Source organism: Natrarchaeobaculum sulfurireducens (genome assembly GCF_003430825.1).
Classification (GTDB): Archaea; Halobacteriota; Halobacteria; order Halobacteriales; family Natrialbaceae; genus Natrarchaeobaculum; species Natrarchaeobaculum sulfurireducens.
Genome location: NZ_CP024047.1, coordinates 1,107,251 through 1,121,298, shown reverse-complemented (window position 1 = coordinate 1,121,298; position 14,048 = coordinate 1,107,251). Strand labels below are relative to the sequence as shown.

Below are 14,048 nucleotides of genomic sequence, written 5' to 3'. Positions count from 1 at the left end.
ACGGAGCATTTCTGTGGCGAACAAAGTCGTGAGCTACAGAAGTCTCATTCTGGATTTGAAGCACGGAAATCCGAGCGGAGCGAGGATTTGCATCGGGTTCGAATCCCTGACGGAGCATCCGATTCTTTTGCCGTCTCCTGGCTTTGGGTTGTGCCAGCGAGTGTATGTATCCGTTCCCCAGGGCACGCACATACGTCGGATAACGTTGCCATACACGCTGAGCTGTCGCCGTTGACGGACGATCACGAGGGAACGTCGAAATATATCTCTCGTCAGTACAGTTCGGCTCCCCTCGAAAAAACCCTTGACACTCGGTGACGTGAGTCGTAACGATATCCTGCTATGAGTTCACACGATCACGCAACGGATCACGCTGGCGCGCACGAACACTCGGACACTGAGGGTCCGGGCTACCCAACGCCAGCGGCGATGCGAACGGAGTCTAAACGCGAGGAGACGGCGTACGTAATGGCACCCCGTGTCGGGATGGCCGAGGGGGGCCACGACCTCGTCGGCATCGTTGATCTGGATCCCGATTCGGAGACCTACAGCGAACTGATCGACGTCGTCGAGATGCCGAACAAGGGCGATGAGTTGCATCATTTCGGCTGGAACGCCTGCTCATCGTCCTGTCACGTCGGCGGCCTCGCACGACAGTACCTCGTCGTCCCCGGCCAGCGATCCTCGAGGATCCACGTCATCGACGTCGAAACCCCGCGAAGTCCCGAACTGGTAACTGTTATCGAGCCCGAGGCGGTCTTCGAATACGACCTTTCGGCTCCCCACACGGTCCATTGCGTCCCGGGCGGCAAGATCGTCGTCAGTATGCTCGGAAATGCCGACGGCGAACTCCCCGGAGGCTTCTTGCAACTCGACCAGGAGGACTTCAGCATCGACGGCCGCTGGGAAGCAGACCGCGGTGAGATGGCGATGAACTACGACTACTGGTATCAGCCCCGCCACAACGTCATGGTCTCGAGCGAGTGGGCCGCACCCGAGACCTACTACCCCGGCTTCGACCTCGAGGACGTCGAGGCAGGCAAGTACGGCGATAGCATCCATATCTGGGACTGGGAGTCCCGCGAACACGTCCAGACCCTCGAGTTCGGCGAGGCGGGACAGGTTCCACTCGAGGTGCGGATGAGCCACAATCCGGAGGAGACCCAGGGGTTCGTCGGGGCAGCGCTCTCCTCGAACATGATCCACTTCTACCGGACGGCTGACGGAACGTGGGACTGGGACGTCGTCATCGACGAGGACCCCCGCGAACATCCCGACTGGGAGATGCCGGTGCCGCCGCTGATCACGGACATCGTCCTCTCGCTCGACGACCAGTATCTCTTCTTTTCGAACTGGCTCCACGGCGACGTCCGCATGTACGACGTCAGCGACATGGGTAACCCGCGGCTGGTCGATCAGATCTGGGCCGGCGGGCTCTTCGGCGACCGCCAGGAGGTCCAGGGGACGGAGATCCGCGGCGCACCACAGATGCTCCAGCTCTCGCGAGATGGCCAGCGACTGTACTGGACGACGTCGCTGTTTTCCTCGTGGGACAACCAGTTCTATCCCGATATCGCCGAGGAAGGGTCGTTGATGTTGAAAGCCGATGTCTACCCCGAAGACGGACGGATGGAACTCGACGAGGAGTTCCTCGTCGACTTCGGCGAGGCTCCAGGCGGTCCCGCCCGCGCCCACGAGATCAGATGGCCCGGCGGCGACTGTACGAGCGACGTCTGGCAATGACGGCGGGGTCGGACGAACCCGACGACCCTCTCACCGCCACCCTCGTCTCTGGAGACGGCCACGAGACCGAACTCGCGATCAATCCCGGCGAGACCGTCGTCGACGCCGCCGACGCCGCCGGCGTGTCAGTTCCCTACGGGTGTCTCTACGGTGTCTGTGGGACCTGCACTGTCCGCGTGCTCGAGGGCGAGATTGCACACCGCGAGCCACCGCGGGCGTTGAACGCCGACGCGCTCGAGCGGGGATACGTGCTGGGCTGCATCGCGACGCCACAAACCGATTGTCGGCTCCGTGTCGGTCACGAGGTCCAGGCCGAGGCTGTGAGAACGCCCTGGAAGTAGCGGCTCAAGACTGTTTTGGACTCCCGTGGACGTATCCACCCGTTACTTCACCGTTCGCGGTCATCGTTCGACTCGCCTTGACAAGGCTCTCGAGCCAGCTACGGCCATGAAACGCCGGACACTGTTGACAGCGGCAGCTGGAGTAGTGGTTGCAGGGTGCTCGACGGAAACCCCAAGTGCCGGGCCAGGCGAAGACGAGACCGAAAACCGGTCGGCCTCGGACGAGCAAGGGGATACAGAGAGCGACTCGGGCGACGACCAGCCGAGTGACGACGCCGTACTCGAGGCGTTCGAAACGGGACTCGAGGACCGTGGGTTCGAGGGAGTGAGCGTCGACGAGACCGACGACGGAGTCCAACTCGGCTACGACGCGACCGGGACGAGCGACGACGACGTCGCGACGGAAATCGAGCTGATCACCGACGGCTACACGAGCGCTATCGAACTGGGGCTGTCGTCGACGTCTCTCGACGCGATCGCCTCCGATCCCGACGGGGACCTACTCGACTACTTCACGATCGAAACCGAGTGGATCGAGGCGTACCTCGCCGACTCCCTCGAGTGGCGCGAGCTGCTCACCCGTATCGCACAGACGTTCGAGTCGGAAGCACCAGCCGAGGACGCCGACGACCCAGCCGACGACGAGGAAGCGGAGAGTGACGGCGAAGACGGCGATGAAGACGAAGACGACGAGATTGACGATGGCGATGATGAGGACGACGAGCAATCGTCGGGATGAGGACCGGTTGGTTTCACGGTTCGACCGTCAGCGTCCTCGAGTCGGTGCCGTCTCAGTCGTCGTGACGACCGCTGGTGATCCCTCGAGACGACCGCTCAGGCGGGGCGGTGTACGGTCGAGATGGGACTGGAATCCTACCTCGAAGCGTTCGGTCGTCGTGACTGGCAGACAGCGGGTCCCGTCGGGACCGTCCGACCGGCGGTCGTCGGCACCGGGGGCTCGCACGCAACCGCACCCTTCCCGTGATCGAAGCGGGCAACTACTGTGGTTCTTCGGTTCTGATAACTGGGTCGACCGGGTCGGCGCGGTACCGTGCGTTACCGGGCGAGCAATGCGTACAGCAGCCCCAGGAGAACGCCGTAGACGGCGTGACCCAGGAAACTCGCGCCGCTCCAGTCCGGCACGGGCGGTGCCATCTCCCTCATCAGGCCGACCCATGCGGGCATGACGAACGACGCGAGGACGAGCCAGAGGCCGATCCCGTAGGCGAGCCCCGCACCGGCGATAGCGACGTTGCTTCCCAGTCGGTCCTCGAGCCCGGTCATCTGGAGGACGAGCGCGAAAACGATGCCGAGGGTGATCGAGTGAAACACGTGGATCGCCCACCCGAGAGCGAGCGACGGGCCGAAGCCGTACATTCCAGGGATCGCCATCTCGATGACTGTCTCCATCGCCATCGTCATTAGCACGCCGAACGCGAGGCCGCCGGCGAGTCCGCCCACGAGCCCTGCTTGCCACGGTTCGAAACGCGGCTGTGTTCGAGTCTCAGTCGGTGTGGCCGTTTCAGATACCATACGCTACGAACGGGCGCGCCACTCCTACCACTGGTACCTATGGGCCTCGGTCTGGCACAGCCAATGTACACCATCGGACACCCTTCGACAGACGGTCGACGCCACGCTCACGGAGCGACAGCGTTCGGCCCTCGAGTCCGCCTACGCCGCGAGGTTTTACGGCAGGCCGACAGTCCGGTGATCGAACCGGTCGTCGGGCCTCGGCAAGAGCAACACGTCGCCGAACCATCCCACATCCTCCCGATCGCCGCTGTCCTTTCGACCGAGGTTTAGCTGATTATAGGCGCTAAGCCCCCGTCCTCGAGGAGCGAACGAAGTGAGCGAGTAGGGCGGGGATACAGCGCCGCCATCGTTTTATTTTCACCGCATGGTATGGCCTTACTATCCCTGCAGTCGAAGGGAGTAGTACGGCTTACCACGCTTCCGGCGGTGTTCAAGCGCGACAAGAAGCGCGCACCGTTGGTTGTGGCCGAGCGTCCATCCGGTAGGAGTGGGACACTCCGAACCACCCGTAAAGGGAAGCCGCCTGCGGAGTCTGGAGCCGCTGTGTCCACGTCGGATGCAAGCTCCGACACAGAAACAGGAAGCCCCACCCTCTACAACCGAGGGGCGAGTAGCCCCGAGCGCGGTAGGGTAGGGTAGTTCACGTGTTCCCTCCCGGTTACGTCCGACGACACGGACCCAAACGCGATCGAACGGTCGCCGTCGTGTCTCGAAGATTCCAACCATGACACAGGACTGCCAGACACGAGCCATCGGCACCTCTCACCACGACACGGACGCAGTCTGCGAAGACGAACCCGAAGCGAGGCGTCTCGGATGAACTGGGGGCGCCAAATCGAGCCGCCGACTCAGAACGCGACGGTATCACACCCCCTGACGCTATGACTACACACATCAAGCTTCACGGCTCGAAGGCACGCCGATTCGAGACGATCAAAGGCGAACTCTCGGAACGGATGGGGTACGACCTGAGCAACCCGGAAGTCCTCGGACTCCTCATGTCGAGTCTCGAGTCACACGCCTCGAGCGAAGGGGAAGGAGCCGAACCGACCGAAGACACCTGCTCTGACACACACTGGTCTGGACTCGAGGTGCCGCTTTTTTGATCTGGCCCTCGCTCGTATTTAGGCCTCACCCGGATCCAGCTCCGTGTTGCGGTTGCCACTGTGTGGTCGACGGTCCCTGTTACTCGCCCAGCGTGATCCGCGTCGTCTCCTCACTTGTCTGTTCGAAGTAATCGGTCGCACGGATCGTGACGTCGTAGTCCGCTTCTCCGCCGTCGAACTCACCGTCTCTGAGCGAGTCGGTGTCGGACGCCTCCTCGCCCCGTGCCATCGAACTCGAGTCGTCGACGACCTCGCCGTCGTCGGCCCGGACCAACTCGAGTTCGACGCCGTCGAGTTCCTCGCCGTCGTCCGAGACCGCCCAGTCGACGACGGCCTCGGGCGTTCCGAGGAAGTCGTCGCTCGAGACTTCGAACCGGTCGATGCTGGGCGCGGGGGAACGCTCGTCGAGCGAGAGTTCCTCGCGTTCCTCGGTGACGTTCCCCTCGGCGTCGGTCACCGTCAGCGTGATCTCGTACTCCTTGCCAGCGCCCTCGAACCGATCGCTGTTTCTGACCGTATGAACGCCGCTTCCCTCGCCGCCGTCGATCTCGGATGCGACGCGGTGGAGTTCCTCGTCCTCACCGGCGTAGCGCAACTCGGTCGCGACGAGTTCGAGGTCGCCGTCGCGGTCCGAGACTCTCCAGTGGACGTTACACCGGACGAACTGGCCGTTGCTGTCGTCGGTGAGTTCGAAGCGATCGATCTCCGGAATACCGGGTTCGGCCTCGGTGTCAACGGTCACCGTCTCGCCGGTCGTGCGGTCGTCGTCTCCCTCGGCGACGGCTTCGACCTCGTAGGCCGTTTCGGGCTCGAGCCCCGAAAGCTCCGCCTCGTAGGTGCCGATCGCCTCGAGCGACTGCGAGTCGCTCGACTCCCACTCCTCGTCGCCGTCCTCGCGGATTCTGAACGATGCCGCCACGCCCTCGGCGTCACTGAGCCCGCGAAGGGTCCCGACACCCCGAATCGTTCGGTGGTCGATTGCCTCGAGGTCGCCCGTTTCGACGGCGAGTTCGTCCAGTCCGGTCTCGAACGTGACCACGTTCGCGGTCGACGTCTCGTCTCCATCGTCGAGGACGGCACGGACGTCGTACTCAGTTTCGGGGGTCAGTTCGTCGAGTTCGACGTCGAACTCGGCGTCCGGCTCGACCGACTCGGTCTCGGTTTCGGTCCACTCGGATACGTCCGACTCCCGCCACTCGAAGGAGACGTCGACCGTCGACGCGTCCTCGATCGATCTCATCGACCCGTTCAGCGTCGCGCGCTGTGCCCGAACGGCCGTGACGTCCTCGGTAGTGATCGGTTCGAGTTCCTCGAGCGCCTCGAACGAGTTGAGCAGGCCGTATCCCTGCTCGTCCTCGTCGAAGCCGAGGTCTTCGGCCGTTTCCCGGAGGAGGCCGCGGACGCCACCGGGGTCGTCGACGTCGTCCGTCGCGTCCGCGTGCTCGAGTCCCTGGCTCATCAGCTGTGCGCCGATGGCCGCGACGTGTGGCGTCGACATGGAGGTCCCGTCGAGATAGACGTACTCGTCGTCGGGCTTCGTCGAGAGTACGTTTTCGCCCGGAGCGACGAGTTCGATTCCGTCGCCGCGTGCCGACCAGCTCGGGACCCCGTCGCGCTCGTCCGTCGCGCCCACGGCGATACACTCGTCGTACGCCGCGGGATAGTCGATCCCACCTGTAGAGCCATCATTGCCAGCCGCGGCAACAATCAGCACGCCCCGCTCGTAGGCGTACTCCAGGGCATCCTCGAGCACCTGCGCTTCGTCGCTTCCGCCGAGGCTGAGGTTGATGACGTCGACGTCGTTGTCCGCACACCACTCGATGGCCGCAGCGATATCCGAATCGTAGCCGGAGCCGTCGCCGGCGAGCACCTTTAGCGCACAGAGCGTCACATCCGGTGTCACTCCAACCACGCCTTTCCCGTTGTCCAGTGCGCCAACGGTGCCCGCGCAGTGGGTTCCGTGGCCAGTTTCGTCGTCCCAGTCGGTCGCACAGGAGCCGCCGTTACAATCGGCGAACGCTTTCCCCTCCGGCACCTCGAGACTCTCGTGGTCGGGATCGACACCCGAGTCGAGGATGGCAACCGTCACACTCGAACCGTCCGCACCCGCACTGTGAAGGTCGGTAGCCCCGATCCGCTCGACGCCCCACGGCGTCTCCTGTTCGTCAGCCAGATCCACGCTGTCCGACTGCTCGACGCTTCGGTGTATCGATTGCCGGCGGACGTGATCCTTCTCGATGTATCGTACCTCCGGACGGTCTGTGAACTCCCGGCGCGTCTCGTCGCCGAACTCGCCGACCACGACGCTTCCGCCCCACGAACACTCGCGCGATCGGTGGAGGGTCGAGGCCGACCGGCAGATCCGCTCGGTCGACGTTCCCGCTTCGAGACCGACGACGTAACGATCCCCGTGTCCGTCGTTCCCGCATCTGTCGTCCCCGTCTCCATCCGTCCCACCGGCCGCGGTCGTGCCGAGACCGATGGTACCGGCCAGACCTGCACTGAGGGTTCCCAGCGCCGACCGTCGCGTGAGGCCACGGCGACCACAGAGCGGTGCGAGAACGAACAGGAGCCCGAGTGTCGGTGCCAGGCTCGCCCGGAGCCGGTCCATCGTCGCCCTCGAGGGTGTCGACAGGAGTTCGGTGACCACCCATGCCGGTGCCGACAGGAGTTCGGTGACGGTTTTCCGGGGCCACGCCCGCTCGTCGTGCACTCCGCTTGTCGTCTCAGGATCTCGGGGAGAGGATGGCGTAGATTCTTCGCCAATCGGGGAGGATCGTCGCTGTTCGGTCATATCGGTGTTCAAATGCGCCTCTTTTGGACACGGGCAAAACGGCTGGCGCTACGTGGATAGTCCACCGGCTGAGACGGGACGATTCGGATAGTGTCTCACGTTATATACTCGCCGTTTCCGTTGCTTGCGTTCGCGTTTTACCAGTCACAGGGACGACAGTGGGGGAGAACGAGCGAGTAGGACGGTCGGGGCATTCGACTCGTCCGCGAGGGGACCAATCGTCCTACCGCTGGCTTCAGTGGCGGCCACTCGAGCGCCAACGTACGTCGGGTGTCGAGAGTTAGGAGCGTCGGCATCGACGTTCTATACCTGCGTCACCTGTTATCACGAGTGAATTCCCGGTATCGCTCGAGCGCTCGCCGAACTGGACGACCACGATCGGCGGTCGGGAGGAACCTACCGATACAGTGTCGATCAGACGGACTGGAATGATCATCGATGAATAGCACGACGCCGTCCCGTGGGACGCCACGATCGAGGGAGCCCATTCGCGTGCTCTTCGTCGATACGGGTGCCACGACCGTTCGAGCCGCGAAATCCGTCTTCGAAGACGAGTTCGGGATCGACGTGACGGTTGCCTCCCGAAGCGACGACGTATTTCGGTCGCTCGAGTCGGTCGACTGCGTTGTCCAGGAGATACGGCCCCCGATCGTCCACGACCTGGACGTGCTCGAAGCGGTGTGTGATTCGTTTCCCGGACTTCCGTACATCGTCTTCTCGGAGATACGCGCCACCGATCTGGTCGGTGAGGCCCTCTCACAGGGGGCGACGGATTACGTGCGGACCGACGCGGACGATGCCGGATACTGGCTGCTGGCATCGCGGGTTCGACGGGCCGTCGATCGCCGCTACGGGGACGAACTCGAGCGCTCGGACGGGTTCTACAGTGACGTCGTCGACGGCAGCTGTCTGCTGGACGAGTCGGGGTCGTTCGTCGCGGTCAGTGCGAGCTACGGTGAACTGTTCGGCTACGATCCGGAGCACCTGATCGGAGAGTCGTTGCCGAGCGTGTTTCCTGCTAGCGAGGCGAGCACGCTCGAGACCGTATTCGACCGCGTTCGAAGACGTGGCCGGACAGTCGAGGAGGTCACTGCACGCAGGCGTGACGGCGATGCCGTCCCTGTGCTCGTCTCGCTCGCTCGCAGAGCGGACGATCAGTACGTCTGTACGGTCTTCGACCGGAGCGATCGAACCGCTGGCATCACTGCGGATACCGATCACGACACCATCGGGCTCGAGCGGGCACTCAGTCGACTCGAAGCGATGGTCACGGAGCGCCTCGGAAACGAGACGGAGACGGACACGGACCAGGACCTCTGTGAGGCCGTCGTTGAGGTGATCGAAAACGGGAACGAATCGGCGGCCGTCGCGATCTACCTCTACGACGAGCCCACCGACGGACTCTCCCGTCGGGCGGTGACCACACGGTTCGACGAATCGGCGACCACGCTGTCGTTCGAGGCGGAATCGACGCCCGCCTGGACTGCCTTCGTCGAACGGACGCCGGTCTTCGTCGCCGACGTGCATCCCGAACCGGCCGAGCCGGTCCAGAATCCGGCGATGGCCCGTGGGCTCGTCGTGCCGGTCGGTACTGCTGGCGTTCTCGTGGCCGGAACGATCGACGGGACACGACTGACGCCGCTCGATCACGCGTTTGTTCGCCTCTCGAGTGCGACCGCCGGGACGGTGCTCGATCGAATCGAGTCCCAACGGTGTCTGAGCGAGTGTCACAGACGGCTCGAGCGGGCGAACCTGGAGACAGAACGCTTCGAGACGAGACTCGACCTGGTTCGACACGTCGCGCGAGTGATCGGCCGGGCGTGGACGCGCCCCGAACTCGAGCGGGCCATCTGTGAGCACGTCGTTGCAACCGGCCAGTACGATTTCGTCAGGATCGCCGACGTCGACGAGGTCGACGAACGAGTCCGCGAGCGGACGTGGGCTGGAGCCGAGAAGCCCTACCTCGAGCGCCTCGATTCCAGCGTGGACACGCTCGTCGGCCAGGGCGAACCGATGGCGACGGCGATCGAGACGAAAACGGTGCAGGCCAGCCGACACCTCCTGACTGGCTCCGTGGACGAACAGTGGCGCCAGGAGGCGGTCACACGAGGGTACCGATCGATCGTCGGCGTTCCGCTCGTCTTCCGAGAGCGGACCTACGGTGGGCTGGCCGTGTACAGCGAACAGCCGGATCGGTTCGACGATGCAGAGCGGGACCTCTTCGAGGACCTCGGACGCTGGGTCGCTCAGGCGATACACGCGATCGAAACGAGGGCCGCACTGGTCGGTCGCGGCGGCGTCGAACTCGAGTTTCGCGTCCGCGACCGTGAGATCGAGTTCCTCGAGTGGGCCCGCGAGACGGGGTGTGCGTTCGAGTTCGAGACGGTCGTCTCACGGCCCGATGGATCGATCCGTGGGTTTTTTACGATTAGCGGGGCACCCGTCGAGCGGATACTCGAACTCGCCAGTCGGTCGCCGTCGGTTACCGAGACCCGACTCGTCACACAACGGGGTGACAGACACCTGTTCGAGTGTACTTTCACCGAAGACAGCGTCGTCGCTCGCCTCCTCGAGTACGGCGTGCTTCCGAAGACGATGTCGGCGTCTGAAGACGCCGGGCGGCTCGTCGTCTCGCTCCCCGATCGAACGACTGTCAGGGAGTTCGTCGGCTTTTTCACCGGCCTCTATCCCGACTCGACGCTCGTCAGACGGCAAGATCACGAGTTCGTCGATCGGCCCGGCTACGGCTTCCGGTCGGACCTCGAGAACGCACTGACGGACAAGCAGTTCGAGGCGCTCGAGACGGCGTTTCTCAGCGGCTACTTCGACGTGCCTCGAGAGACGACCGGAGAGGGGGTCGCCGACCTCCTCGGCGTCTCGCAACCGACGTTCAACAACCACCTCCGGGTCGCCCAGCGAAAGCTCCTCTCGATAGTGTTCACTGACGACCCAGACCCCAAGGAGTGACGATCGGTCGCCGTCAAGATGACGACCGATGAACCTTCCGACTGGTGGGGCGGCGTCTGTCGGCGACCGATGGACAGAGGGTGTCCACTGTCCAACTACATAGGCGGACAATATGTACCAAAGGGTGACGTATGGGAACCGATGGCAGCGACTGTCCGTCGTTCGGGCCCCTCGTCGATAGACGATCGTTGCTATCGTCGCTGACGAACGCAACCACCCATGACATCACACATCAAACTCTACGGGTCGAAAAGCGACCGGTTCGAAGAGATCAAAACCAATTTAGAACAGCAACTCGGCTACGAGCCGTCCAACCCGGAAGTCGTCGGCCTCATCATGGCCGCCTACGAGACCGACGAGAGTAGTGCGCTCCAGGTCGACAACGCACTTCTGTAAGGCCCGCTTGCATGCGACTTCTCGAGTTCACGGCCTCGTTTCGTAGTGCTCTCGAGTCAACGGCTCCGTTTCGTGCGGCTTTCGACACCCTGGCTGTCGGTACTGGCCAGTGCCCGCCGACGCGACGGTCGATGCCTCGATTCTTCGACTACGTTTCATACTCCGTCACCGCCTGTCTGGCGACGACTTCCGATGCAAACACACTGTGCGTACTGCGGAGCGGCGGTCCCCGAGGAAGCGTACGACGACCATCTCAGGCAGGCCCACGCCGACGAGTTGCGGGCGATCGATTCCCGACGCCTCGATCCGCCTCGAGATCGGACGAAACCACGGAATCTGGCGCTGTACGCCGGCGTGGGTATCGTCGTCGCCGTGTTCGTGCTCGGATACGCCCTGGTGTTTCTCGGTGCCGACGACGGCGACAGCTCCGCCGCCACACAGCCGGATACGACCACTCAGATCCACGAACACGGACAGCTTTCCGTCCAGTACGACGACACCACCGTCGACTTCAACCAGCCACAGTACATCGAGGCCGACGGCTGTTTCCACTTCCACGCGTACGACGACGCGGCGGTGTGGCACACCCACTGCGACGGCGTGACGATCGAGTACGCCCTCGAGACGCTCGGGATGAGCGTGACGGCCGAGACGTTCGCCGTCGACGGCCAGGAGTTCGACGCGGACGCCGGTGACGAAGTCAGCGTGACCGTCGACGGCGACCCGGTCGATCCCCAGGAGTACGTCCTCGAGGGTGTCGAGTCCGTCGACGACGCGAGCGAGGGTGCTGGCGATACCGTTGAGATCGTCGTCCACTCCGGCGACTGATCGGCCCGTCGTTGAACGATGGCGATTCTTCCCGATCTGTCGCGGTCGTTCACCGATCCTATAGGAGCCCGTTCCGCCGTGGATAAGGTACGATGAGTCACGAATCCAATTCGCTGTGTATCACGTGTGGAGACACGTACCGGAGAGCGAACAGGTACCACGGATACTACTGTACCGACTGTCGAGTGAGCCCCGGCGATAGGCGTTCGATCGGGACGTGAGACCGGTCCCTGAGGACACGACTACACCTCGCTTCTCGAGCCCTCACGTTCGTTCTGATACTAGCCGCTGTCCCCCGAACGCCCGACGTGTAGCCCGATTCTTCGTCACTCTTCGTCGCCCCTATTTGAGCGCGAGCGCCGAAGACCGCACCGTCTAGGGACCGATTCGCAGCGAACCTGCTGGAAACACTAGATACTGGACAGAAACACATGATAGACCACGTTGGTGTCCTCGCGTTGGCCGCTCTCCTGGTGTTAGGTGGCGTCGTCGCCGCGACTGGCGGCGTCACCAACGGTGACGACCAGACCGTCATCTACACCTTGGACGACGAGCGATGCGACGTGAGCGAGCACCTGGACGAAACCCTCGACGTCACGAGCGAGATCGACGAACGCGACAGCCAGAGCGAGCGCGAGCGTGACCGAGCGAACACCGACCACCGCGAAAACGACCGTGATCGAGACGTCAGCGAACGCGACAGCCAGAGCGAGAGCTCGAGCGCACTCGACGAGAGCGAGCGCGAGTTGAGCGAGCGCGACAGCGCAAGCGACAGCGAGTACGACCGCGACGGCAGCGAGTTCGAAGTGAACGACCGCGACGAAGCGCGCGACTCGAGCAGCGAGCGCGACGCCAGCGAGGTCGACGACTCCGCACGCGACGTCAGCGAGAGCGAAATCGACGACACCGACGTCGAAATCAACGAGAGCGAACGCGACAGCGAGCACGACGTCAGCGAACGTGACGCGACCGAGTCGGACGGCGACAGCACCCACAGCGAGACCGACTCGAGTGCAAGCGACAGTGCCAGCGACGAGAGCGAGGCGAGTGAAAGCGAAAGCGCGAGTGAGGCAGACGAGCGCGACGCCGTCGCTGACGAGCACGCCAGCGACCGGAGTGAGAGCGACGTCGACCACGACGACACCGCGCGTGAGACGAGCGAACACGACAGCAGCGACATCGAAACGACCGACGACGAGACTACCGCGGACGAACGCAATCTCGAGGAACGATCTGCCGAGGAGAACACGAGCGACGCGAGTGAGAGTACCGCCGACGAGCGCGAGAGCGACCGTGACGCCACCTCGAGCGAGGAACACGAGGAGTCCGGAAGCGAAAGCGACACCGAACGGATCGACGCCGACCGCTTCGACCGTGGCGAGGACACCGATGCGCAAGAACGCGCCGACAGCGAACACGACACAGCGCGTGCGGCGTCGGACTCGAGCGAGCAGACCGAACACGAACAGGAACGCGAAACGAGCGACTCGGATCGCGACGAGAGCGAGGAGTCGGCGACAGAGAGCGACCGCAGCGAGCGCGACCGCAGTGAGTTCACCAGCGGATCGTTCCTGAGCGAATCCTTCGACTCGGTCCTCGACGAACACGATCAGGCCCGCCAGGGCAGCGAGTACACGCTCGAGGAGAGCGACCGAGAGGCGAGTACCGCCGACAGCGAGAGCGCTCGCAGCGACTTCGACGCCGAGGAGTTCGAAAGCGAGCGCAGCGACACGGAGCGCGACCAGCAGCAAACGACGCTCGATACCACGGACAACGACACCGAACGCGCCGAAAGCGAGCGTGCTGACCGCGGTAGCGAGGCCGACCGAACCTCGAGCGAGCGCGACGGGAGTCAGTATTCCGACGACCGTGAGGAGAGCGAGCGTGACCTGAGCGAGTCCACGGCGTCCGAACGCGACACCCTGAGCGAGCGCGATACGGGCGTCGACGAGCACGTAGACACCGACACCGAACGCGAGCGGCTCAGTGACCGCGATAGCGAACGCGACGAGAGCGACCGCGACCGCAGCGAACGCGCCGACGAGAGCGAACGCGAGAGCGAGCGTGACGTCAGCGAGAGCGAACGCGACCTCGAGACGCGAGACAGCGACCGCAGCGAGTCCGACGCCGACAGCGAGCGTGAACGAGCCGAAAGTGAACGAGACCAGAGCGAGCGCGAACAGACGACCGACTCCGACTGCGAGACGATCTCCGAACGGCTGATCGTCACCGGCGACAGTCCCCAGGAACTCGAGCGAAACGGCGTTCTCGTCGAGAACGACGACGGCTCTTACGATGTCGACGTCAGCAAACTCGAGTAAGCTGTGACAGCGGTTG

General features: G+C 63.8%; 12 protein-coding genes. 10 read left to right on the top strand and 2 right to left on the bottom strand.

Features of this window, described 5'->3' with window-relative positions; all coding sequences use genetic code 11:
• The first annotated feature begins 342 nt into the window (after positions 1 to 342).
• The 4 genes from AArc1_RS06725 (at position 343) to AArc1_RS19485 (ending at position 3,069) form a co-directional block, all read left to right on the top strand.
• A complete protein-coding gene (locus AArc1_RS06725; RefSeq protein WP_117363648.1) occupies positions 343 to 1,743 on the top strand; it encodes a selenium-binding protein SBP56-related protein in 1,401 nt (466 codons plus the stop codon).
• A complete protein-coding gene (locus tag AArc1_RS06720; RefSeq protein ID WP_117363647.1) occupies positions 1,740 to 2,084 on the top strand; it encodes a 2Fe-2S iron-sulfur cluster-binding protein in 345 nt (114 codons plus the stop codon). The genes AArc1_RS06725 and AArc1_RS06720 overlap by 4 nt, the downstream gene beginning before the upstream one ends.
• 106 nt (positions 2,085 to 2,190) lie before the next feature.
• Entirely contained in the window at positions 2,191 to 2,823 is a 633-nt protein-coding gene (locus AArc1_RS06715; RefSeq protein WP_117363646.1) for a hypothetical protein, read from the top strand.
• A 120-nt stretch (positions 2,824 to 2,943) separates the two neighbouring features.
• Positions 2,944 to 3,069 carry a hypothetical protein gene (locus AArc1_RS19485; protein WP_267130094.1) on the top strand — a complete coding sequence of 42 codons (126 nt, stop codon included), beginning with the start codon at positions 2,944 to 2,946 and terminating at the stop codon, positions 3,067 to 3,069.
• A 71-nt stretch (positions 3,070 to 3,140) separates the two neighbouring features.
• Here the strand turns inward: AArc1_RS19485 and AArc1_RS06710 are convergent, their stop codons facing one another.
• Positions 3,141 to 3,545 (bottom strand): histidine kinase, encoded by a 405-nt coding sequence (locus AArc1_RS06710; protein ID WP_228442399.1) that lies wholly within the window; start codon positions 3,543 to 3,545, stop codon positions 3,141 to 3,143.
• Between the two features lie 956 nt (positions 3,546 to 4,501).
• On the opposite strand from AArc1_RS06710, the gene AArc1_RS18975 reads away from it, so the two are divergent.
• Complete coding sequence (locus AArc1_RS18975) at positions 4,502 to 4,726, top strand: hypothetical protein (protein ID WP_117363643.1); 225 nt, start codon at positions 4,502 to 4,504, stop codon at positions 4,724 to 4,726.
• A gap of 79 nt (positions 4,727 to 4,805) precedes the next feature.
• Here AArc1_RS18975 and AArc1_RS06695 read toward each other — a convergent pair whose 3' ends face one another.
• On the bottom strand, positions 4,806 to 7,439 hold the full coding sequence (locus AArc1_RS06695) for a S8 family peptidase (protein ID WP_228442398.1): 2,634 nt from the start codon (positions 7,437 to 7,439) through the stop codon (positions 4,806 to 4,808).
• 519 nt (positions 7,440 to 7,958) lie between these two features.
• Between AArc1_RS06695 and AArc1_RS06690 the strand changes: the two genes are divergently transcribed.
• The 5 genes from AArc1_RS06690 to AArc1_RS06680 all read left to right on the top strand — a co-directional run bounded on the left by AArc1_RS06690 (position 7,959) and on the right by AArc1_RS06680 (position 14,032).
• The gene (locus AArc1_RS06690) at positions 7,959 to 10,487 is read left to right on the top strand and encodes a bacterio-opsin activator domain-containing protein (protein ID WP_117363642.1); all 2,529 of its coding nucleotides are present in this window, start codon (positions 7,959 to 7,961) and stop codon (positions 10,485 to 10,487) included.
• A 219-nt stretch (positions 10,488 to 10,706) separates the two neighbouring features.
• Positions 10,707 to 10,883 (top strand): hypothetical protein, encoded by a 177-nt coding sequence (locus tag AArc1_RS18970; RefSeq protein WP_186336658.1) that lies wholly within the window; start codon positions 10,707 to 10,709, stop codon positions 10,881 to 10,883.
• A gap of 192 nt (positions 10,884 to 11,075) precedes the next feature.
• Positions 11,076 to 11,711 (top strand): hypothetical protein, encoded by a 636-nt coding sequence (locus AArc1_RS06685; RefSeq protein ID WP_117363641.1) that lies wholly within the window; start codon positions 11,076 to 11,078, stop codon positions 11,709 to 11,711.
• A 92-nt stretch (positions 11,712 to 11,803) separates the two neighbouring features.
• Complete coding sequence (locus AArc1_RS19780) at positions 11,804 to 11,932, top strand: DUF7564 family protein (RefSeq protein WP_449289248.1); 129 nt, start codon at positions 11,804 to 11,806, stop codon at positions 11,930 to 11,932.
• A gap of 210 nt (positions 11,933 to 12,142) precedes the next feature.
• Entirely contained in the window at positions 12,143 to 14,032 is a 1,890-nt protein-coding gene (locus AArc1_RS06680) for a midas domain-containing protein (RefSeq protein WP_117363640.1), read from the top strand.
• Positions 14,033 to 14,048 lie beyond the last annotated feature (16 nt).